The sequence below is a fragment of the Streptomyces sp. NPDC031418 genome, from assembly GCF_055581605.1.
This window is the reverse complement of record NZ_JBVIJC010000001.1, coordinates 39,679-59,588: the sequence shown is the minus strand read 5'-3', so window position 1 is coordinate 59,588 and position 19,910 is coordinate 39,679. Positions and strand designations below refer to the sequence as shown.

Here is a 19,910-nt window from a genome sequence, read left to right as displayed (position 1 = left end):
TGGCCGCATGGTCAATCTGACGCGCATCTACACCAGGACCGGCGACCAGGGCACCACCAGCCTCGGCGACATGAGCCGGGTGCCCAAGACGGACCTCAGGATCTCCGCGTACGCGGACGCCAACGAGGCCAACGCGGTGATCGGCACCGCCATCGCACTGGGCGGTCTGGAGGAGGAGATCGTCACGGTCCTCACCCGCGTCCAGAACGACCTGTTCGACGTGGGCGCGGACCTGTCGACGCCGGTGGTGGAGAAGCCGGAGTTCCCGCCGCTGCGGGTGGAGCAGTTCTACATCGACAAGCTGGAGGCGGACTGCGACCGCTTCAACGAGCGGCTGGAGAAGCTCCGCTCCTTCATCCTGCCCGGCGGCACCCCGGGCGCCGCCCTCCTCCACCAGGCCTGCACGGTCGTCCGCCGGGCCGAGCGCTCCACCTGGCAGGCGCTGGAGGCGCACGGCGAGACGATGAACCCGCTCACCGCGACCTACCTCAACCGGCTGTCGGACCTGCTGTTCATCCTGGCGCGCACGGCGAACAAGGAGCAGGGCGATGTGCTGTGGGTGCCGGGCGGTGAGCGTTAGGGCTCGCGCTTCGGGAACAGCGTGTAGCTGCCGGCGATCACCAGGTTGATGCCGATCACCCAGAGCATGCGCTGCTGCCAGGCGCGCAGGGAGCTGATGTCGCCGTCGCCGACGTACCAGACGGCACCCTGGAGCAGAGCGAGGGCGACGCACGCGGCCAGGATCCAGCGGCCTGCGACCTTCCATTCGTGGACGGTGCGGGCGGTGCCGTACTTCGGCGGCTTCACCGGGGGCGGGCCGCCGGCGAAACGGTGGGCGACCCGGGCGTCGGCCCACTTGATCGTCGAGTGGCCCAGCCCGACCGTGAAGCCGATGTAGACGGCGGCCAGGCCGTGCCGCCAGTCCGGCTGCGCGCCGTTCCTCAGGTCGATGGCGGTCACGAGGAACAGCACGACCTCGAGCAGCGGTTCGCACAACAGCAGCGCCAGCCCCGTCCGGGGCATCCGCAGCGCGTACCGGAAGGTCAGTCCGGCCACCAGCAGCACCCAGAACGCCACCTCACAGGCGATGATCAACCATACGACCATGGTTCGCTCCCCTCGTCACCCGTCAAGGCTCCCGGTCGCCCGGGGGTCGGATCATCGTCGGCGGGGGCGAACCCCGGGTAAGCGAAAGTTGCAGTCCAGGACCGTGCCCGGGGAGCACGCGGGCCGCTCGCGGGCCGTGTTGGATGGGGGCATGGCCCTCGCAGCACTCCCCCGCCCCCACCGAGACGACGTGCGGATCGCCGTGGGCGGGCTGCTCGGCGGGCTGTTGCTGTGGTCGCTCGGTCTGCACACGCGGGTGACCACGGACGCGCTCGTGCTGTGGTCGGCGCCCTGGGCCCCGCTGGTGCCGCTGGCGGTGACGGCCGCCTGCGAGCCGCTGCGCCGCACCCGGCCCCGTATCGGGCTGCTGGTGGGCACGATCGCGCTGACCCTGGACACGGTGACCGTCGGCAGCCTGGTCACCGTCGTGCTGTACACGGACCTGATGTACGCGGCCGTCCTGTACGGCACCCCGGCCTCCGCCCGCCGCATCCCCTGGATCACCGGGATGCTGACGGTGCTCGGCGGGGTCGTACCGGCCGCCCTGTGGCGCGATCCGAAGGGGCTGCTGATCGGAGTGGGCATCGGCGTGATCGCGCTCGCGCCCGCCGGGACCGGCTGGGTGGTGCGCGACCACCGGGAGGCGGCCGAGGCCGCCCGGCTGCGCGCCGAACAGACCGCGCTGCTCGCCGAGATGGACCGCGTCCAGGCGGTCACCGCCGAACGGGCCCGCATGGCACGGGAGTTGCACGACATGGTGGCCAACCACCTGTCCGCGATCGCCATCCATTCCACGGCCGCGCTGTCCCTCGACGATCCGGCGACCTCCCGGGACGCCCTGACGGTGATCCGGGAGAACAGCGTGGACGGGCTGGCCGAGATGCGGCGGCTGATCGGCATCCTGCGGGACCGCGGCGATGACCTGGAGCCGGCCGCCACACCGACGCTCGACGGCCTGGCCGCCCTGGTCGAGGGCGCCCGCGCCAACGGTCTCGACGTGCGGCTCGACGCCGGTCACGGCCGGGTGCCGGCGCCGGTGGAACTGGCGGCCTACCGGATCGTGCAGGAGTCGCTGACCAACGCGCTCAAGCACGCGGCGCCCGGGGCGGTCCGGGTGACCGTGCGGCAGGGCGACGACACCCTGACCGTGGAGGTCACGAGCCCCTACCGGCCCGGTGACGGCCCCCGCGCGCCCGGCTCGGGTTCCGGGCTCACCGGGATGCGGGAGCGGGCGAACCTGCTCGGCGGGGGCTTCACCGCCGGGGCCGAGGCCGGCCTGTGGACCGTACGCGCCGCCCTTCCGCTCACCGACACCGAAAGAGGTTCCTCGTGATCCGTGTCCTGGTCGCCGAGGACCAGTCCGCCGTCCGCGCCGGACTGGTCCTGATCCTGCGCAGCGCGCCCGACATCGAGGTGGCCGGGGAGGCGGCGGACGGGGAGCGGGCGGTGGAGCTGGCCCGGGAGCTGCGGCCGGACCTGGTGCTGATGGACGTGCAGATGCCGCGCCTGGACGGGGTGGCGGCGACCCGGCAGATCGTGGCGGAGGGGGTCGCGGAGGTGCTCGTGCTGACCACCTTCGACCTGGACGAGTACGTGTTCGGGGCGTTGCGGGCCGGGGCGGCCGGGTTCCTGCTGAAGAACACCGAGGCACGGGATCTGCTGGAGGCGGTGCGGACGGTGGCGCGCGGGGAGGGCATCGTCGCCCCGGCGGTGACCCGGCGGCTGATCGCCGAGTTCGCGGCCGGTCCGGTGCGTCAGGCGAAGGCCGAGCCGGCCGTGCTGGACGGTCTGACCCGGCGCGAGCGCGAGGTGCTGGCCCACCTCGGGGAGGGGCTGTCCAACGCCGGGATCGCGGACCGGCTGGGCATGGCGGAGGGCACGGTGAAGACACACGTCAGCAGGGTGCTGGCCAAGCTGGAGCTGCGCAGCCGGGTGCAAGCGGCGGTGCTGGCCCAGGAGTTGGGGATCCGGCCGGAGCACTGAGTCGACTGGTCCAGACCTATTGACGAGTGGTCCAGACCTTTCTACTCTCGCAGCACCGTGGGCGTGAAGGCTCAGTCATGCCCCTGACATCCCCACAGACACAAGGAGGCGCAGCATGCGCTTCAGACACAGAGTCGCGGCAGGGTTCGCGACCCTGGCGCTCCCCCTGGCCGGTCTCGTCGGCCTCGCCGGCCCCGCCCAGGCCGCCAGCAGCGCCACCGCCAGTTTCACCAAGACCAGCGACTGGGGTACCGGCTTCGGCGGTCAGTGGACCATCAAGAACACCGGCACCAGCTCCCTCAGTTCCTGGACCGTCGAGTGGGACTTCCCCTCCGGTACCTCCGTCACCTCCGCCTGGGACGCGGACGTGACCGGCTCCGGCACCCACTGGACCGCCAAGAACAAGTCCTACAACGGCACCCTCGCCCCCGGCGCCACGGTCTCCTTCGGCTTCAACGGCTCCGGCTCCGGCAACCCGGCCAACTGCACGCTCAACGGCGGCAGCTGCGACGGTACGACGGTCCCGGGCGACACCGCCCCCAGCGCCCCCGGCACCCCGACCGCCTCGAACATCACCGACACCTCGGTGAAGCTCGGCTGGGGCGCGGCCACCGACGACAAGGGCGTCAAGAACTACGACGTGCTGCGCGACGGCAAGGTCGTCGGCACCGTGACGACCACGTCGTACACGGACTCCGGCCTGACCGCCGGCACCGACTACTCCTACACCGTGCGGGCCCGCGACACCGCCGACCAGACCGGCCCGGCCAGCGGCGCGGTCGCCGTCCACACCACCGGCGGCACCACCACTCCCCCGAGCACCGGCGGCAAGGTCAAGCTCGGCTACTTCACCGAGTGGGGCATCTACGGCCGCAACTACAACGTCAAGAACCTGGTGACGTCCGGCTCGGCATCCAAGATCACGCACATCAACTACGCCTTCGGCAACGTCACCGGCGGCAAGTGCGCGATCGGCGACTCCTACGCCGACTACGACAAGGCGTTCACCGCCGACCAGTCCGTCAGCGGTGTCGCCGACACCTGGGACCAGCCGCTGCGCGGCAACTTCAACCAGCTGCGCGAGCTGAAGGCCAAGTACCCGGGCCTCAAGGTGCTGTGGTCCTTCGGCGGCTGGACCTGGTCCGGCGGCTTCGCGGACGCGGCCAAGGACCCGGCCGGCTTCGCCCAGTCCTGCTACGACCTCGTCAACGACCCCCGCTGGGCCGATGTCTTCGACGGCATCGACATCGACTGGGAGTACCCGAACGCCTGCGGCCTGAGCTGCGACACCAGCGGGGCGGCGGCCTTCAAGAACGTCATGGCCGCACTGCGCGCCAAGTTCGGCACCAACAAGCTGGTCACCGCCGCGGTCACCGCCGACGGCTCCTCCGGCGGCAAGATCGAGGCCGCCGACTACGCGGGCGCCGCCCAGTACGTCAACTGGTACAACGTGATGTCGTACGACTTCTTCGGCGCCTGGGACAAGACCGGCCCGACCGCGCCGCACTCGCCGCTCACCTCGTACAGCGGCATCCCCAAGGCCGGCTTCGACACGGCCGACGCGATGGCGAAGTACAAGTCGATCGGCGTGCCCGCGAGCAAGCTGCTCATCGGCATCGGCTTCTACGGCCGCGGCTGGACCGGCGTCACCCAGGACGCCCCGGGCGGCACGGCCACGGGCCCGGCCACCGGCACCTATGAGCAGGGCATCGAGGACTACAAGGTCCTCAAGTCCTCCTGTCCGGTCACCGGCACCGTCGCGGGCACGGCCTACGCCCACTGTGGCAGCAACTGGTGGTCCTACGACACCCCGTCGACCATCGCCGGCAAGATGGCCTGGGCCAAGAACCAGGGCCTGGGCGGGGCCTTCTTCTGGGAGTTCAGCGGCGACACCAGCGACGGCGAGCTGGTGAACGCGATCAGCAGCAACCTCTGAAAAGGGCCTTAGGCCACATTGACGCTCCCCCAGACTTCGTCCGGGGGGACCCCCACCCAGCGAGTGAATGCGGCTACGCCACATTCACTCGCTGTCCGGGCGGGGCTGCTTCCAGCCACGCGAGGAAACCGGTCAGCGCGTCTTCGCTCATGGCCAGTTCCAGGCGGGTGCCCCGGTGGGTGCAGGCGAGCACCACGGCGTCGGAGAGCAGGGCCAGCTCCTCCTCGCCCTCGGGCAGCCGGCGGCCGGCCACCTCGATCTGCGCGCGCTCCAGCGTGCGGCGCGGCCGGGGGGCGTAGGAGAAGACCCGGTACCACTCGATGCGGTCGCCGTTGTAGCGGGCGACGCCATAGCTCCAGCCCTTGCCGCCGGCGTCCGGTTTCTCGCCCACGTCCCAGCGCAGGGAACAGTCGAAGGTGCCGCCGGAACGCTGGATCAGTCTGCGCCGCAGTCCGAACAGGAAGAGCCCCAGCACCACCAGGGCGACCACGATCCCGCACACAGTCAGAGCGAGGACCATCGGCACCGACCTCCTCGTCTCCTAGGTAACGGAACGTAAAAACACCCACATCTACCTCAGCCGCGGCCGGGTCCGGATCGCTCCGGTCCCAGCCGCGGCTGAGTGACGTCAACGCAACGGCGCGCTGTGTCTAGCGCGCCGCGGTCGCCGCCCGCAGACGGACATCGGCGCGGCGCTCGGCCTCGGCGTCGTCCTCCGCCTTCGCGCGCTCGAGCTCGCGCTCCACGCGCTGGACATCGATCTCGTCCGACAGCTCGGCGATCTCGGCCAGCAGGGACAGCTTGTCGTCCGCGAACGAGATGAAACCGCCGTGCACCGCGGCGACGACCGTTCCACCCTCACTCGTACGGATGGTCACCGGGCCCGACTCCAGCACACCGAGCAGCGGCTGGTGACCGGGCATGACGCCGATGTCGCCGGAGGTGGTGCGCGCGACGACCAGGGTGGCCTCGCCGGACCAGACCTGGCGGTCGGCGGCGACCAGCTCGACGTGCAGCTCAGCAGCCAAGAGTGGCTCCTCGGGTCACCACCCGGCAGGGCTGCCGGGTGTTGGGGTCAATTCTAGTAGGCGTGAATGAGGGGGCGGGACGCGCCCGCCCCCTCATGACTCGGACGAGTGTCCGGGTCAGGAGACGCCCAGCTCCTTGGCGTTCTTCTTCAGGTCCTCGAGACCACCGCACATGAAGAACGCCTGCTCCGGGAAGTGGTCGTACTCACCGTCGCAGATCGCGTTGAACGCGGCGATCGACTCGTCCAGCGGCACGTCCGAACCGTCCACGCCGGTGAACTGCTTGGCGACGTGGGTGTTCTGCGACAGGAACCGCTCGACACGACGGGCACGGTGGACAACCAGCTTGTCCTCCTCGCCCAGCTCGTCGATACCGAGGATCGCGATGATGTCCTGGAGGTCCTTGTACTTCTGGAGGATCGTCTTCACGCGCATGGCCGCGTTGTAGTGGTCCTGCGCGATGTAGCGCGGGTCCAGGATCCGGGACGTGGAGTCCAGCGGGTCCACGGCCGGGTAGATGCCCTTCTCCGAGATCGGACGGGACAGAACCGTCGTCGCGTCGAGGTGGGCGAAGGTGGTGGCCGGGGCCGGGTCGGTCAGGTCGTCCGCGGGGACGTAGATCGCCTGCATCGAGGTGATCGAGTGACCGCGGGTCGACGTGATGCGCTCCTGGAGGAGACCCATCTCGTCGGCCAGGTTCGGCTGGTAACCCACCGCGGACGGCATACGGCCGAGCAGCGTGGAGACCTCGGAACCGGCCTGCGTGAAGCGGAAGATGTTGTCGATGAAGAACAGCACGTCCTGCTTCTGGACGTCACGGAAGTACTCGGCCATGGTGAGGCCGGCCAGCGCGACGCGCAGACGGGTGCCCGGGGGCTCGTCCATCTGACCGAAGACCAGCGCGGTCTTGTCGATGACGCCCGAGTCGGACATCTCCTCGATCAGGTCGTTGCCCTCACGGGTGCGCTCACCGACACCGGCGAACACGGAGACACCGTCGTGGTTGTTGGCGACACGGTAGATCATCTCCTGGATGAGCACCGTCTTGCCGACGCCGGCGCCGCCGAACAGGCCGATCTTGCCGCCCTTGACGTACGGGGTGAGCAGGTCGATGACCTTGACGCCCGTCTCGAACATCTCGGTCTTGGACTCGAGCTCGTCGAAGTTCGGGGCCTTGCGGTGGATCGGCCAGCGCTCGCCGTCGTAGGACTCGTCGACGTTCAGCACCTCACCGAGGGTGTTGAACACCTTGCCCTTGGTGAAGTCGCCGACGGGGACGGAGATGGCCGCGCCCGTGTCGGTCACCGCGGCCTGGCGGACCAGACCGTCGGTGGGCTGCATGGAGATGGTGCGGACCAGGCCGTCACCCAGGTGCTGGGCGACCTCCAGGGTCAGCGTCTTCTTCGCGCCCTCGTTCGCCGGGTCGGCGACCTCGACGTGCAGCGCGTTGTAGATGTCCGGCATCGCGTCGACGGGGAACTCCACGTCGACGACCGGGCCGATGACCCGGGCGACGCGGCCCGTAGCCGTCGCGGTCTCAACAGTGGTGGTCATTAGCGGTCACTCCCCGCGGTCGCGTCGGCCAGGGCGCTCGCGCCACCGACGATCTCGCTGATTTCCTGGGTGATTTCGGCCTGGCGGGCCGCGTTGGCAAGACGGGAGAGCGTGTTGATCAGCTCGCCCGCGTTGTCGGTGGCCGACTTCATCGCGCGCCGCGTGGCGGCGTGCTTCGAAGCGGCCGACTGGAGCAGCGCGTTGTAGATACGGCTCTCCACATAGCGCGGCAGCAGGGCGTCGAGGACGTCCTCCGCCGAGGGCTCGAAGTCGTACAGCGGAAGGATCTCGCCCTGGGGCTTCTCCTCCGCGACCTCCTCGAGGCGCAGCGGAAGCAGCCGCGCGCCGAGCGCCGTCTGGGTCATCATCGAGACGAACTCGGTGAAGACGATGTGGAGCTCGTCCACGCCGCCGTCCGCCGTGTCCTTCTCGAGGGCCTCGATCAGCGGCGCCGCGACCTTCTTGGCGTCCGCGTACGTCGGCTCGTCGGTGAAGCCCGTCCACGACTCCGAGATCTTGCGCTCACGGAAGTTGTAGTGGGCGACACCGCGGCGGCCGACGATGTACGTGTCCACCTGCTTGCCCTCGCGCTCCAGGCGCTCGGTCAGCTGCTCCGCCGCCTTGATGGCGTTGGAGTTGAAGGCACCGGCCAGACCACGGTCGCTCGTGAGGAGCAGGACCGCGGCACGGGTCGGGTTCTCCGCCTCCGTGGTGAGCGGGTGCTTGGTGTTCGAACCCGTACCGACCGCCGTGACCGCGCGCGTCAGCTCGGTCGCGTACGGCGTGGAGGCCGCCACCTTGCGCTGCGCCTTGACGACACGCGAGGCGGCGATCATCTCCATCGCCTTGGTGATCTTCTTGGTCGCGGTGACGGATCGGATGCGACGCTTGTAGACCCGGAGCTGGGCTCCCATGAGTCAGGTCCCTTCCTTACGTCACTTGGCGGCAGCGGCAGGAGTGTCCTCGCCGAGCAGCTTGCCGTCCGAGGTCTCGAACTGCTTCTTGAACTCCGCGATCGCGTCCGCGACGGCCGTGAGGGTGTCGTCGGACATCTTGCCGCCCTCGCGGATGGAGGTCATGAGGCCCTGCTCCTTGCGGTGCAGGTACTCCAGCAGCTCCTTCTCGAAGCGGCGGATGTCGGCGACCGGGACGTCGTCCATCTTGCCGGTGGTGCCGGCCCACACGGAGACGACCTGGTCCTCGGTGGACATCGGCTGGTACTGGTCCTGCTTCAGCAGCTCGACCATGCGCTGACCGCGCTCCAGCTGGGACTTCGAGGCCGCGTCCAGGTCGGAACCGAAGGCGGCGAACGCCTCCAGCTCACGGAACTGGGCGAGGTCGACCCGCAGTCGGCCGGAGACCTGCTTCATCGCCTTGTGCTGCGCGGAACCACCGACTCGGGAGACGGAGATACCGACGTTCAGCGCGGGACGCTGACCGGCGTTGAACAGGTCCGACTCCAGGAAGCACTGGCCGTCGGTGATGGAGATGACGTTGGTCGGGATGAACGCCGAGACGTCGTTGGCCTTGGTCTCGACGATCGGCAGACCGGTCATCGAACCGGCACCCATGTCGTCGGAGAGCTTGGCGCAGCGCTCCAGCAGGCGGGAGTGCAGGTAGAAGACGTCGCCCGGGTAGGCCTCACGGCCCGGCGGACGGCGCAGCAGCAGCGACACGGCGCGGTAGGCGTCGGCCTGCTTCGACAGGTCGTCGAAGATGATCAGGACGTGCTTGCCCTGGTACATCCAGTGCTGGCCGATGGCGGAACCGGTGTACGGCGCGAGGTACTTGAAGCCGGCCGGGTCCGACGCCGGGGCGGCGACGATGGTCGTGTACTCCAGGGCGCCGTTCTCCTCCAGCGCGCGGCGCACGCCGGCGATGGTGGAGCCCTTCTGGCCGATGGCGACGTAGATGCAGCGGACCTGCTTCTTCGGGTCGCCGGTGCGCCAGTTGTCACGCTGGTTGATGATCGTGTCGACGGCCAGGGCGGTCTTGCCGGTCTGGCGGTCACCGATGATCAGCTGACGCTGACCACGGCCGACGGGGGTCATCGCGTCGACGGCCTTGTAGCCGGTCTCCATCGGCTCGTGCACCGACTTGCGCTGCATGACCGTGGGGGCCTGCAACTCGAGGGCACGGCGACCGTCGGTCTCGATCTCGCCGAGGCCGTCGATCGGGTTGCCGAGCGGGTCGACGACACGGCCGAGGTAGCCCTCGCCGACCGCGACGGAGAGGACCTCACCGGTGCGCTGCACCGGCTGACCCTCCTCGATGCCGCTGAACTCACCGAGGACGATGGCACCGATCTCGCGCTCCTCGAGGTTGAGGGCGAGGCCGAGGGTGCCGTCCTCGAACTTCAGCAGTTCGTTGGCCATGGCCGAGGGCAGACCCTCGACCTTCGCGATGCCGTCGCCGGCAAGGGTGACCGTACCGACCTCCTCGCGCGAGGCCGCGTCCGGCTTGTACGACTGGACGAAGTTCTCCAGCGCGTCCCGGATCTCCTCCGGCCGGATCGTGAGCTCCGCCATCTGGGTTCCCTGCTCTCCTTGTTGGGCCCGAAGTTTCACTTTGGGGGGATGGGGACTCCCCCCATTAGGAGGTGAATCCTCTGCACGGCCCAACCAGGGCCGTCATCAGTACGTACTTCTTGAGTTGCTAGCTCGCCATGCGGCGGGCGGCCTCGTCCAGCCGGTCCGCGAGGGAGCCGTTGATGACCTCGTCACCGACCTGCACCCGGATTCCACCGAGGACCTCGGGGTCCACATCCAGGTTCAGGTGCATCCGGCGCCCGTAGAGCTTGGCCAGGGCCGCGCCGAGGCGCTGCTTCTGGGTGTCGCTCAGCGGCACCGCCGACGTCACGACGGCGACCATGCGGTCCCGGCGCTCCGCGGCGAGCTTGGACAGGGACTCCAGTCCCGCCTCCAGGCTACGACCACGCGGCGCGGTCACGAGGCGCGTCACCAGACGCTCGGTGGCCGGCTTGGCCCGCCCGCCCAGCAGCCGGTGCAGCAGCGCGGTCTTGGCCTGGCCGCCGGCGGCCCGGTCGGTCAGCGCGGCACGCAGCTCGGTGCTGGAGGACACGATCCGGCCGAAGCGGAACAGCTCGTCCTCGACGTCGTCGAGGGTGCCGGCCGCCTGCGCCGCCGTGAGGTCGGCGATGTCCGCCAGCTCCTCCAGCGCGTCCACCAGGTCGCGGGGCTGCGACCAGCGGGCCCGGACGGTGCCGGCCACCAGATCGGCGGTCTCCCCGCTGACCTGTCCGCCGATCAGGCGCCGGACCAGTTCGGCCTTGGCCTCTGCGGGCTTCGCCGGGTCGGTGAGGACCCGGCGCAGTCCGGCCTCGCGGTCGAGCAGCGCGGTGACCGCCGCCAGCTCGTCGGCGAGCTGCGCGGCGTCCACGGACGTGGAGTCCGTCAGCGCGTCGAGACGCTCACGGGCGGCAGCCAGGGCCTCGCGGCTCGCTCCGTTCATCGCGTGGCCTCGGCCTTCTCCTCGAGCTCGTCGAGGAAGCGGTCGATCACACGGCTCTGACGGGCGTGGTCCTCGAGGGACTCGCCGACGAGCTTGCCGGCCAGGTCGGTGGCGAGCTTGCCGACGTCCTGACGCAGCGCCGACGCGGCGGCCTTGCGGTCGGCGTCGATCTGGGCGTGACCGGCGGCGACGATCTCCTCGCGCTGCCGCTGGCCCTCGGCCCGCATCTCGGCGATGAGCGCGGCACCCTGCTCCTGCGCCTCCTGGCGCAGGCGCGCGGCCTCGTGCCGGGCCTCGGCGAGCTGTGCCTTGTACTGCTCCAGGACGCTCTGGGCCTCGACCTTCATGGCCTCGGCCTCTTCGATGCCGCCTTCGATCGCCTTGCGCCGCTCCGCGAGAACCGTGTTGATGTTCGGAAGCAGCTTCTTCCAGAAGAAGAAGAACACGATGGCGAAGGCGATGGTGCCGACGAGCAGCTCGGGACCGGCGGGGACGAGCGGGTTCTGCTCGGTCTCCTCGGCCGCCAGCTGTACCAGGTTGGCGATCACATCAGTGCCTTTCGTCGATTCGTGTCGGGTAAGCGGTGATTACTTACCGAACACGAACGGCATCACGATGCCGATGAGGGCGAGCGCCTCACAGAACGCGAAGCCGAGGATCTGGTTGGCGCGGATCAGACCGGCGGCCTCGGGCTGGCGGGCCAGGGCCTCGGTGCCCTTGCCGAAGATGATGCCGACGCCGACGCCGGGGCCGATCGCAGCAAGGCCGTAGCCGATCGAGCCGACGGAACCGTGGACACCAGCGGTGGCGGCGAGGGTCTCAAGAGCGGACATGCCGGTTCTTCCTTCTCTTTCATGGACCGGTGGGGGTTGGCCACCGGACGACTGGGGGTGAGGGGCGGTTGCTGATCAGTGGTGCTCGGCGAGAGCACCCTGAACGTAGGAGCAGGCGAGGAGCACGAAGACGTACGCCTGGACGGCCTGCACGAAAAGCTCGAAGCAGATCATGGCCATCGTCATCACGAAGGAGACGCCGGCGCCGACGACCAGCCAGCTGTTCAGCAGGTACCAGGAGGCGGCGGTGAACATCACCAGCATCAGGTGCCCGGCGAACATGTTGGCGAAGAGTCGCACCGCGTGCGTGAACGGGCGGACCAGCAGGTTCGAGAAGAACTCGATGACCATGACGAGCGGGAGCACCGCGCCGAGCGACTTGTCGTAGCCCGTGACGTTCTTGAAGAAGCCGACGAAGCCGTGCTTCTTGAAGGTCAGCGCGACCCACGTGATGTAGACGACCGCGGCCAGGACCGCCGGGAAGGCGATGACCGAGGACACCGGGAACTGCGCCAGCGGGATCACGGACCAGATGTTCATGATCCAGACGAAGAAGAACAGCGAGACCATGAAGGGCACGTACTTCTCGCCCTCGGTCTTGCCGAGCGTCTCGTAGACGATGCCGCGGCGCACGAAGTCGTAGCCGGCCTCGCCGATCATCTGGAGCTTCCCCGGGACGACCTTGGCCTTGCCGAAGGCGGCCCAGAAGAAGGCGACGACGACGAGCGTGGTGACGAGCGCGAGCAGCATCACCTTGTTGAACTCGAAGCCCCCCACCGTGGCGAGCGGCTTGAAGAGGAAGGAGTTCAGGCCCGGGGCCGGGAAACCGCACCCGTTGTCGGACATGATCCGACAACTCCAGTCAAAGGCGAGCTGGGTCTGGTCAGCACTCACCGCGGGCTCCTTCGGCGTGACGCATGGGTACGGCAACCTCGTTGTGTCGGCGCGGCACAGGGCCGCGGATCGGCACCGGACTGGTGTTACGGATGTGGGGGCGGCTGGGGGGCATCGAGCCTCGCGATCGAGCAGGCGTCAGCTCAGATGCCCGCGCCCGCGATGCCGCAGTTGGCACCGGACGATAGCAGGAGATCTCACAAGCCTTTATCCCGCCCCTACTCCTCACGACGACGGCCCTGTCTTCGTGGACTTGTCGCTCTTCTCGGAGTCCGGGTCGACGTAGAAGATCTTGGCCTTCATGTGCGCACGTGCCTGCGCGGCCATCCACACGACCGTCGCGACGACGAGCGCCGCGGCGAACGCCTTCGCGTTGAAGAGAGAGGTGTCCTTGAAAACAGCGACGAAGATCAGAAGGAGCAGCAGCTGGGCCACGTAGAGCATGAGGCCCATCGCCTGGAACAGCTGCGGGAGCGTTTTTGCCGTCCGCTGGAGCACATAGAGGCCGATTCCCATGAACAGGATGGCCAGCACCGTGCCGACGGCCGCACCGAGCGCGCCCTTGCCTCCCGCGAGCGCGGCGCTCACGGCGACGGCGATCGCGCCCACAGCCGCTGTGGGCACAGCGATCTGCAAGAGGTTCCGGGCGTCATTGGACGGCATGGCGGCAACTCCGCTTTCACAAGGGGGCAGGGTGTCGTCATGGACGAGCGTAGTCCCGGGCTGAGTGATCGAGACCTCACACCGACGGACCCTCGCACTCGGGTCCTTCGGTTCTCTCCGGGGTTCTCGTGAACCGTATCACAAACTATTTGATGAGGTCTTTACCTCTCCAGTGTGCCTACTGTCACACATGAGAGTGACAGTGCGCGTCTGTGCAGAATCAGCGCCCTCTTGTCTGGTATTAGGGCGCTTTGCTCCCCCAACAACGGGCAATGCTCTCGTCAGATTCTTACCTTGCGTCTCTCAACGACCGTCAATGAAACGCGATCGAGGGCCCACCGCGGTCGCCCCGTTGACGCCCGCGACGCCCGCCGTGACCGGCGTCGGCTCCACGCCCTCCGGGCACTCCTCGGCGGCGCCGTGTGCCGCCGCGAGACCCTCGGCCGGACGGCTCCTGCGCCGGTACCGGGGCGGCACGAACCGCTGCGCCCAGACCGGCACCCGCGGCGTGAAGCGCGGGAGCAGCAGCAGGACCAGACCGACCGCGCTCAGGAACGCGACGCTCAAAGTGATCCACATCGACGCGGAGTTGACCGAGAACGCCAGCGCGCCGAAGGCGATCAGCGCCGACCAGAAGTACATGATCAGCACCGCCCGGCTGTGCGAGTGGCCGATCTCCAGCAGCCGGTGGTGCAGATGGCCCCGGTCCGCGGCGAACGGCGACTGACCGCGCCAGGTGCGCCGGACGATCGCCAGCACCAGGTCGGCGGCCGGCACGGCGATGATCGTCAGCGGCATCAGCAGCGGGATGTAGACCGGCACCATCTGGTGCACGGTGTTGCGCTCGGAACCGGAGAACAGGTTCATCACGTCCGGGTCGACCTGGCCCGTGACCGAGATCGCGCCGGCGGCCAGCACCAGGCCGATCAGCATCGAGCCGGAGTCGCCCATGAAGATCCGCGCCGGATGCATGTTGTGCGGCAGGAAGCCCAGGCACATGCCCATCAGCACGGCGGCGAACAGCGTGGCCGGGGCCGCGGCCTCGATGCCGTACGAGTACCAGACCCGGTAGGCGTACATGAAGAACGCGGCGGCGGCGATGCAGACCATGCCGGCGGCCAGGCCGTCGAGGCCGTCCACGAAGTTCACCGCGTTGATGGTGATCACCACCAGGGCCACCGTCAGCAGGGTGCCCTGCCACTGGGTGAGCGCCACCGTGCCCACCCCGGGCACCGGCAGCCACAGGATGGTGAGACCCTGCATCACCATCACACCCGCGGCGATCATCTGGCCGCCGAGCTTGATCAGCGCGTCGATCTCGAACTTGTCGTCCAGCACGCCGATCAGCCAGATCAGCGCCGCGCCGGAGAGCAGCGCCCGCGGCTCGTTGGACTTGTCGAAGACCCAGTTCAGGTTCGTCAGATGGTCCGCCACCAGCAGGCCCGCGCACAGCCCGAAGAACATCGCGATCCCGCCCAGCCGCGGAGTGGGCTCCCGGTGCACGTCCCGGGCCCGGATCTCCGGCATCGCCCCGGCCACGATCGCGAACTTGCGTACCGGCCCTGTCAGCAGATACGTCACCGCGGCCGTGATACAGAGCGTCAGCAGGTATTCACGCACGGGCTTCCCCACATGTCTCGCTGGCCATCACAGCCTCACACCCTAGCGACGGACGCATACGGATGAAGACTTCCGGGTAGCGACGATGGTTGCACGAGCGGCTGTGGCCCGGCCGGCGAACCGGAATCGGTCAACCCGGATACGGCGGAAATCTACCGGTCAGCTCGCGCACCTCGTCCCGCACCCCGGACGGCTCGCTCTCCCCGCGCAGCACCGCCGCGAGCAGCGCCGCGATCCGCACCATCTCCGGCTCCCCCATCCCCTGCGTGGTCACCGCGGCCGTACCCAGGCGCAGCCCGCGGCCGTCCCCGTGCGGCAGCGCACAGCAGTCGAGCACGATCCCGGCGGCGGCCAGCCGGCCCCGCGCGGCCCGGCCGTCCACCCCGAGCGGCGCGGGATCGGCGACGATCAGATGGGTGTCGGTGCCGCCGGTGACCACGGTCAGCCCCTCGGCGGCCAGATGGCCGGCCAGCACCCGGGCGTTGGCGACCACCTGATGGGCGTACACGGCGTACGCCGGCGTTGCCGCCTCGCCGAAGGCGACGGCCTTGGCGGCGATGGTGTGCATCTGCGCGCCGCCCTGGGTGAACGGGAACACCGCCCGGTCGACCCGCTCGGCCAGCTCGCTCCCGCACAGGATCATCCCGCCGCGCGGCCCGCGCAGCACCTTGTGCGTGGTCGCGCACACGATGTCGGCGTACGGCACCGGGTTCGGCGCCGCTCCCCCGGCGACCAGCCCGATGGGGTGCGCCGCGTCGGCGATCAGATAGGCGCCGACCTCGTCGGCGACCTCCCGGAAGAAGGCGTGGTCGACATGGCGGGGGTAGGCGATGGACCCGCACACGATCGCCTTGGGCCGGTGGTTGCGGGCCAGGTGGCGCACCTGGTCGTGGTCGATCAGCCCGGTCTCCGCGTCCACCCCGTACCCGACGAAGTCGAACCAGCGGCCGGAGAAGTTCGCCGGCGAGCCATGGGTGAGATGACCGCCGTACGGCAGCCCCAGGGCGAGCACGGTGTCACCGGGGCGCAGCAGGGCCGCGTAGGCGGACAGCACGGCCGAGGAGCCGGAGTGCGGCTGGACATTGGCGTGCTCCGCGCCGAACAGCTCCCTGGCCCGGTCGACGGCGGCGCGCTCGGCGACGTCGACCAGTTCGCAGCCGCCGTGGTAGCGGGCGCCGGGATAGCCCTCGGCGTACTTGTTGGACAGCGCGGAACCGAGGGCGGCGAGCACGGCGGGCGAGGTGAAGTTCTCGGCGGCGATCAGCTGGAGCGTGAACGACTGCCGGTCCAGCTCGGCCAGCAGGATGTCGGCCATCGCCGGATCCTGGTGCCGCAGCGCGTCGGTCTGGAGGGTATGGGTGACCGACATGGCGGGCTCCCGGGGCGGTCGACGGTGACTATCCCCAATGTAGGCCGGGCAGGTGCGGGGCGCCCGGTGATGCGGCCGCACGGGAACGCGGGGCGTTCACATGCGCGCCGGTACCCCGGTCAGTGCCGTCACCACCGGGTCCAGCGCGTCCCGTATCTCGTCCCCGACGGACCGGAAGAAGGTCAGGGGCGCCCCGTACGGGTCGTACACCTCGTCCGCCTCGGCGGTGGGCGCCAGCAGCCAGCCGCGCAGCGCCGCCGCCGCCCGGACCAGTGCGCGGGCCCGGGTGACCAGGCCTTCCTCCAGGGGCGGCAGGGTCACCGGGTCTATCGCCCGGACCAGCCGGGTGAACTCCTTCAGGGTGAAGGTGCGCAGCCCCGCCGAGTGGCCCATGGAGATCACCTGGGCGCGGTGGTCCCGGGTGGCGGTCAGCACCAGATCGGCCTTGATCACATGCTCGTCCAGCAGTTCCCGGCCCACGAAGCCGGAGGCGTCCGCACCGAACTCGCCGAGCACCGCCTCCGCGTGCGCCTCCATGGGCGCGCCCTCGTGGCCCCAGGTGCCCGCGCTCTCCACGAGCAGCCCGCCGCCGAGCACCCCGAGGCGCTCCATGACGAAATGCCGGGTCAGCCGCTCGGTGATGGGCGAGCGGCACACATTGCCGGTGCTGACGTGGAGGATGCGGAAGGTGTCACGGGGAAAGCCGAAGGTGGTCGTCTGCTCCGCGACACGCTCGCCGATGCCTATGCCACGCCCCGGTGCGGGGGCGGTCAATTCGCCACCTCGAGGTCGGGTACGACCTTGCGCAGCTCCTCGGCGGAGAGGGCGCCCTCGCGCAGCAGCACCGGAACGTCACGGCTGACGTCCACGATGGACGACGGGACGATGCCGGGGGTGGGGCCGCCGTCGAGGTAGACGGAGACGGAGTCGCCGAGCATGTCCTGGGCGGAGTCGCAGTTCTCCGGCGCCGGGTGCCCGGTGAGGTTGGCGGAGGACACGGCCATCGGGCCGACCTCGGTCAGCAGCTCGATGGCGACCGGGTGCAGCGGCATCCGGATGGCGACGGTGCCCCGGGTGTCGCCGAGGTCCCACTGGAGCGACGGCTGGTGCTTGGCGACGAGCGTGAGGGCGCCCGGCCAGAACGCGTCGACCAGCTCCCAGGCCAGCTCGGAGAAGTCCGTGACCAGACCGTGCAGGGTGTTCGGGGAGCCGATCAGGACCGGGGTGGGCATGGCGCGGCCCCGGCCCTTGGCGGCGAGCAGATCGGCGACCGCCTCCGAGGAGAAGGCGTCGGCGCCGATGCCGTACACCGTGTCGGTCGGCAGCACCACCAGCTCGCCCCGGCGGACGGCGGACGCGGCCTCGCGCAGACCCGTCACGCGGTCGGTCGCGTCGTTGGTGTCGTATCGCCGTGCCATGTCTAGCGGGCCTCCTCGTACACGTACTGCGGCTGGAAAGTCTGGGGGGCGGTCACGGCAGCGCCTTGCGGGCGGTCGCGAACCGGGGGCGGTTGTTGAGGTCGGGGTGATCGGCCGCGTCGGCCCAGCCCCGCTCCTCGGTGAAGATCCACGGCACCTGACCGCCCTGGGTGTCGGCGTGCTCGATCACGACGACGCCGCCGGGGCGCAGCAGCCGGTGCGCGGTGCGCTCCAGGCCGCGGATCAGGTCGAGGCCGTCCTCGCCCGAGAACAGCGCCATCTCGGGGTCGTAGTCGCGGGCCTCGGGGGCGACGTACTCCCACTCGGTCAGCGGGATGTACGGCGGGTTGGAGATGACCAGGTCGACCTGGCCGTCGAGGTCGTGGAAGGCGTCCAGGGCGTTGCCCTGACGCAGGTCGACCCTGGACCCCTCGACGTTCTTCCGGGTCCACACCAGGGCGTCCTCGGACAGCTCCACGGCGTGCACACGGGAGCGCGGCACCTCCTGGGCGAGGGCGAGCGCGATGGCCCCGGAGCCGGTGCACAGGTCGACGATGCACGGCTCGACCACGTCCATGGCCCGTACGGCGTCTATGGCCCAGCCGACCACGGACTCGGTCTCGGGCCGCGGCACGAAGACCCCCGGACCGACCTGCAGCTCCAGATACCGGAAGTAGGCCCGCCCGGTGATGTGCTGCAACGGCTCGCGCTGCTCACGCCGGGCGATGACCTCCCAGTAGCGGGCGTCGAAGTCCGCGTCCTTCACGGAGTGCAGCTGGCTGCGCTTCACGCCGTGCACGAACGCGGCGAGCTCCTCGGCGTCGGTGCGCGGCGAGGGCACGCCGGCGTCGGCCAGCCGCTGGGTGGCCTGGGCCACCTCCGCGAGCAGCAGGTTCACGCAAGTCCTCCGGAAGTCACTGGTACGAGCCTTACGCCGCGGCCAGCTTCGCCGCCGAGTCGGCGTCGACGCAGGCCTGGATCACCGCGTCGAGGTCGCCGTCCAGGACCTGGTCCAGGTTGTACGCCTTGAAGCCGACACGGTGGTCGGAGATGCGGTTCTCCGGGAAGTTGTAGGTGCGGATCTTCTCGGAGCGGTCGACGGTGCGGACCTGGCTGCGGCGGGCGTCGGCGGCCTCCCGCTCCGCCTCCTCCTGCGCCATGGCGAGCAGCCTGGAGCGCAGGATACGCAGCGCCTGCTCCTTGTTCTGGAGCTGGCTCTTCTCGTTCTGGCAGGAGGCGACGACGCCGGTCGGCAGGTGCGTGATGCGCACCGCGGAGTCGGTGGTGTTGACCGACTGCCCGCCCGGGCCGGAGGACCGGTAGACGTCGATGCGCAGGTCGTTCGGGTTGATCTCCACGTCCACCTCCTCGGCCTCCGGGGTGACGAGGACACCGGCGGCGGAGGTGTGGATACGGCCCTGGGACTCGGTGGCCGGGACGCGCTGCACCCGGTGCACACCGCCCTCGTACTTCAGCCGCGCCCACACGCCCTGGCCGGGCTCGGCCTGCCCGCGGACCTTCACGGCGACCTGGACGTCCTTGTAGCCGCCCAGCTCGGACTCGGTGGCGTCGATGATCTCGGTCTTCCAGCCGACGCGCTCGGCGTACCGCAGGTACATGCGCAGCAGGTCACCGGCGAACAGGGCGGACTCGTCGCCGCCGGCGCCCGCCTTGATCTCCAGGATGACGTCCTTGTCGTCACTCGGGTCGCGCGGGACCAGCAGCAGACGGAGCTTCTCGGTCAGCTCCTCACGCTGCTTCTCCAGCTCCTTGACCTCGGCGGCGAAGTCGGGGTCGTCGGCCGCGAGCTCGCGCGCGGTGTCCATGTCGTCGCCGGACTGCTTCCAGGAGCGGTACGTGGCGACGATCGGGGTCAGCTCGGCGTAGCGCTTGTTCAGCTTGCGCGCGTTCGCCTGGTCGGCGTGGACCGACGGATCGGCGAGCTTCTGCTCCAGATCGGCGTGCTCGGCGACGAGGTCCTCGACTGCCTCGAACATCTTTCGGCTCCTGTACTGCGAATGAAGGGAAGGGCGG

General features: G+C 69.6%; 21 protein-coding genes. 4 read left to right on the top strand and 17 right to left on the bottom strand.

Going from position 1 to position 19,910, the window contains the following annotated elements; translation table 11 throughout:
- Nucleotides 1-7: 7 nt before the first annotated feature.
- Complete coding sequence (locus ACZ5CZ_RS00290; protein ID WP_468937899.1) at nucleotides 8-580, top strand: cob(I)yrinic acid a,c-diamide adenosyltransferase; 573 nt, start codon at nucleotides 8-10, stop codon at nucleotides 578-580.
- On the opposite strand, the gene ACZ5CZ_RS00285 is transcribed toward ACZ5CZ_RS00290, so the two are convergent.
- Complete coding sequence (locus ACZ5CZ_RS00285) at nucleotides 577-1,107, bottom strand: hypothetical protein (protein WP_385839936.1); 531 nt, start codon at nucleotides 1,105-1,107, stop codon at nucleotides 577-579. The genes ACZ5CZ_RS00290 and ACZ5CZ_RS00285 overlap by 4 nt on opposite strands.
- 151 nt (nucleotides 1,108-1,258) lie before the next feature.
- Here ACZ5CZ_RS00285 and ACZ5CZ_RS00280 point away from each other — a divergent pair, with 151 nt between their 5' ends.
- From ACZ5CZ_RS00280 to ACZ5CZ_RS00270, 3 genes are all read left to right on the top strand, one after another.
- Complete coding sequence (locus ACZ5CZ_RS00280; protein ID WP_468937897.1) at nucleotides 1,259-2,440, top strand: sensor histidine kinase; 1,182 nt, start codon at nucleotides 1,259-1,261, stop codon at nucleotides 2,438-2,440.
- Nucleotides 2,437-3,090 carry a response regulator gene (locus ACZ5CZ_RS00275; protein ID WP_468937895.1) on the top strand — a complete coding sequence of 218 codons (654 nt, stop codon included), beginning with the start codon at nucleotides 2,437-2,439 and terminating at the stop codon, nucleotides 3,088-3,090. Before ACZ5CZ_RS00280 ends, ACZ5CZ_RS00275 begins: the two co-directional genes overlap by 4 nt.
- Nucleotides 3,091-3,205: 115 nt before the next feature.
- Nucleotides 3,206-5,026 (top strand): glycosyl hydrolase family 18 protein, encoded by a 1,821-nt coding sequence (locus tag ACZ5CZ_RS00270; protein ID WP_385839941.1) that lies wholly within the window; start codon nucleotides 3,206-3,208, stop codon nucleotides 5,024-5,026.
- A 73-nt stretch (nucleotides 5,027-5,099) separates the two neighbouring features.
- On the opposite strand, the gene ACZ5CZ_RS00265 is transcribed toward ACZ5CZ_RS00270, so the two are convergent.
- The 16 genes from ACZ5CZ_RS00265 to prfA all read right to left on the bottom strand — a co-directional run bounded on the left by ACZ5CZ_RS00265 (nucleotide 5,100) and on the right by prfA (nucleotide 19,873).
- Nucleotides 5,100-5,546 carry a DUF2550 domain-containing protein gene (locus ACZ5CZ_RS00265; protein ID WP_385839942.1) on the bottom strand — a complete coding sequence of 149 codons (447 nt, stop codon included), beginning with the start codon at nucleotides 5,544-5,546 and terminating at the stop codon, nucleotides 5,100-5,102.
- A gap of 130 nt (nucleotides 5,547-5,676) precedes the next feature.
- Nucleotides 5,677-6,054 carry a F0F1 ATP synthase subunit epsilon gene (locus tag ACZ5CZ_RS00260; protein WP_385839944.1) on the bottom strand — a complete coding sequence of 126 codons (378 nt, stop codon included), beginning with the start codon at nucleotides 6,052-6,054 and terminating at the stop codon, nucleotides 5,677-5,679.
- 117 nt (nucleotides 6,055-6,171) lie between these two features.
- The gene (atpD, locus tag ACZ5CZ_RS00255; RefSeq protein ID WP_385839945.1) at nucleotides 6,172-7,608 is read right to left on the bottom strand and encodes a F0F1 ATP synthase subunit beta; all 1,437 of its coding nucleotides are present in this window, start codon (nucleotides 7,606-7,608) and stop codon (nucleotides 6,172-6,174) included.
- A complete protein-coding gene (locus ACZ5CZ_RS00250) occupies nucleotides 7,608-8,522 on the bottom strand; it encodes a F0F1 ATP synthase subunit gamma (protein WP_385839946.1) in 915 nt (304 codons plus the stop codon). The genes atpD and ACZ5CZ_RS00250 overlap by 1 nt, the downstream gene beginning before the upstream one ends.
- Nucleotides 8,523-8,543: 21 nt before the next feature.
- Nucleotides 8,544-10,136, bottom strand: a complete 1,593-nt coding sequence (gene atpA, locus ACZ5CZ_RS00245; RefSeq protein WP_385839948.1) for a F0F1 ATP synthase subunit alpha — start codon at nucleotides 10,134-10,136, stop codon at nucleotides 8,544-8,546.
- 127 nt (nucleotides 10,137-10,263) lie between these two features.
- The gene (locus tag ACZ5CZ_RS00240; RefSeq protein ID WP_385839949.1) at nucleotides 10,264-11,079 is read right to left on the bottom strand and encodes a F0F1 ATP synthase subunit delta; all 816 of its coding nucleotides are present in this window, start codon (nucleotides 11,077-11,079) and stop codon (nucleotides 10,264-10,266) included.
- Nucleotides 11,076-11,627, bottom strand: a complete 552-nt coding sequence (locus ACZ5CZ_RS00235) for a F0F1 ATP synthase subunit B (protein ID WP_385839950.1) — start codon at nucleotides 11,625-11,627, stop codon at nucleotides 11,076-11,078. The genes ACZ5CZ_RS00240 and ACZ5CZ_RS00235 overlap by 4 nt, the downstream gene beginning before the upstream one ends.
- Nucleotides 11,628-11,666: 39 nt before the next feature.
- The gene (atpE, locus tag ACZ5CZ_RS00230) at nucleotides 11,667-11,912 is read right to left on the bottom strand and encodes an ATP synthase F0 subunit C (protein ID WP_385839952.1); all 246 of its coding nucleotides are present in this window, start codon (nucleotides 11,910-11,912) and stop codon (nucleotides 11,667-11,669) included.
- Nucleotides 11,913-11,987: 75 nt separating this feature from the next.
- A complete protein-coding gene (gene atpB / locus ACZ5CZ_RS00225) occupies nucleotides 11,988-12,758 on the bottom strand; it encodes a F0F1 ATP synthase subunit A (protein ID WP_385839953.1) in 771 nt (256 codons plus the stop codon).
- Nucleotides 12,759-13,031: 273 nt separating this feature from the next.
- Entirely contained in the window at nucleotides 13,032-13,469 is a 438-nt protein-coding gene (locus tag ACZ5CZ_RS00220) for a hypothetical protein (RefSeq protein ID WP_468937890.1), read from the bottom strand.
- A 303-nt stretch (nucleotides 13,470-13,772) separates the two neighbouring features.
- Nucleotides 13,773-15,089, bottom strand: coding sequence for an MraY family glycosyltransferase (locus ACZ5CZ_RS00215; RefSeq protein ID WP_468937888.1), 1,317 nt, complete (start codon nucleotides 15,087-15,089; stop codon nucleotides 13,773-13,775).
- Between the two features lie 130 nt (nucleotides 15,090-15,219).
- Entirely contained in the window at nucleotides 15,220-16,458 is a 1,239-nt protein-coding gene (locus ACZ5CZ_RS00210; protein WP_385839956.1) for a serine hydroxymethyltransferase, read from the bottom strand.
- Between the two features lie 96 nt (nucleotides 16,459-16,554).
- Entirely contained in the window at nucleotides 16,555-17,232 is a 678-nt protein-coding gene (locus ACZ5CZ_RS00205; protein WP_385839958.1) for an arsenate reductase/protein-tyrosine-phosphatase family protein, read from the bottom strand.
- Nucleotides 17,229-17,876, bottom strand: coding sequence for an L-threonylcarbamoyladenylate synthase (locus ACZ5CZ_RS00200; RefSeq protein WP_385839959.1), 648 nt, complete (start codon nucleotides 17,874-17,876; stop codon nucleotides 17,229-17,231). The genes ACZ5CZ_RS00205 and ACZ5CZ_RS00200 overlap by 4 nt, the downstream gene beginning before the upstream one ends.
- 52 nt (nucleotides 17,877-17,928) lie before the next feature.
- Nucleotides 17,929-18,774, bottom strand: coding sequence for a peptide chain release factor N(5)-glutamine methyltransferase (gene prmC / locus ACZ5CZ_RS00195; protein WP_385839960.1), 846 nt, complete (start codon nucleotides 18,772-18,774; stop codon nucleotides 17,929-17,931).
- A 31-nt stretch (nucleotides 18,775-18,805) separates the two neighbouring features.
- The gene (gene prfA, locus ACZ5CZ_RS00190; protein ID WP_385839962.1) at nucleotides 18,806-19,873 is read right to left on the bottom strand and encodes a peptide chain release factor 1; all 1,068 of its coding nucleotides are present in this window, start codon (nucleotides 19,871-19,873) and stop codon (nucleotides 18,806-18,808) included.
- Between the last annotated feature and the right edge of the window lie 37 nt (nucleotides 19,874-19,910).

Coding starts and splice junctions, on each gene's coding strand:
- ACZ5CZ_RS00290 (WP_468937899.1), top strand. CDS start 8: ATGGTCAATCTGACGCGCATCTACACCAGGACCGGCGACCAGGGCACC.
- ACZ5CZ_RS00285 (WP_385839936.1), bottom strand. CDS start 1,107: ATGGTCGTATGGTTGATCATCGCCTGTGAGGTGGCGTTCTGGGTGCTG.
- ACZ5CZ_RS00280 (WP_468937897.1), top strand. CDS start 1,259: ATGGCCCTCGCAGCACTCCCCCGCCCCCACCGAGACGACGTGCGGATC.
- ACZ5CZ_RS00270 (WP_385839941.1), top strand. CDS start 3,206: ATGCGCTTCAGACACAGAGTCGCGGCAGGGTTCGCGACCCTGGCGCTC.
- ACZ5CZ_RS00265 (WP_385839942.1), bottom strand. CDS start 5,546: ATGGTCCTCGCTCTGACTGTGTGCGGGATCGTGGTCGCCCTGGTGGTG.
- atpD (WP_385839945.1), bottom strand. CDS start 7,608: ATGACCACCACTGTTGAGACCGCGACGGCTACGGGCCGCGTCGCCCGG.
- ACZ5CZ_RS00250 (WP_385839946.1), bottom strand. CDS start 8,522: ATGGGAGCCCAGCTCCGGGTCTACAAGCGTCGCATCCGATCCGTCACC.
- atpA (WP_385839948.1), bottom strand. CDS start 10,136: ATGGCGGAGCTCACGATCCGGCCGGAGGAGATCCGGGACGCGCTGGAG.
- ACZ5CZ_RS00240 (WP_385839949.1), bottom strand. CDS start 11,079: ATGAACGGAGCGAGCCGCGAGGCCCTGGCTGCCGCCCGTGAGCGTCTC.
- atpE (WP_385839952.1), bottom strand. CDS start 11,912: ATGTCCGCTCTTGAGACCCTCGCCGCCACCGCTGGTGTCCACGGTTCC.
- atpB (WP_385839953.1), bottom strand. CDS start 12,758: ATGTCCGACAACGGGTGCGGTTTCCCGGCCCCGGGCCTGAACTCCTTC.
- ACZ5CZ_RS00220 (WP_468937890.1), bottom strand. CDS start 13,469: ATGCCGTCCAATGACGCCCGGAACCTCTTGCAGATCGCTGTGCCCACA.
- ACZ5CZ_RS00210 (WP_385839956.1), bottom strand. CDS start 16,458: ATGTCGGTCACCCATACCCTCCAGACCGACGCGCTGCGGCACCAGGAT.
- ACZ5CZ_RS00200 (WP_385839959.1), bottom strand. CDS start 17,876: ATGGCACGGCGATACGACACCAACGACGCGACCGACCGCGTGACGGGT.
- prfA (WP_385839962.1), bottom strand. CDS start 19,873: ATGTTCGAGGCAGTCGAGGACCTCGTCGCCGAGCACGCCGATCTGGAG.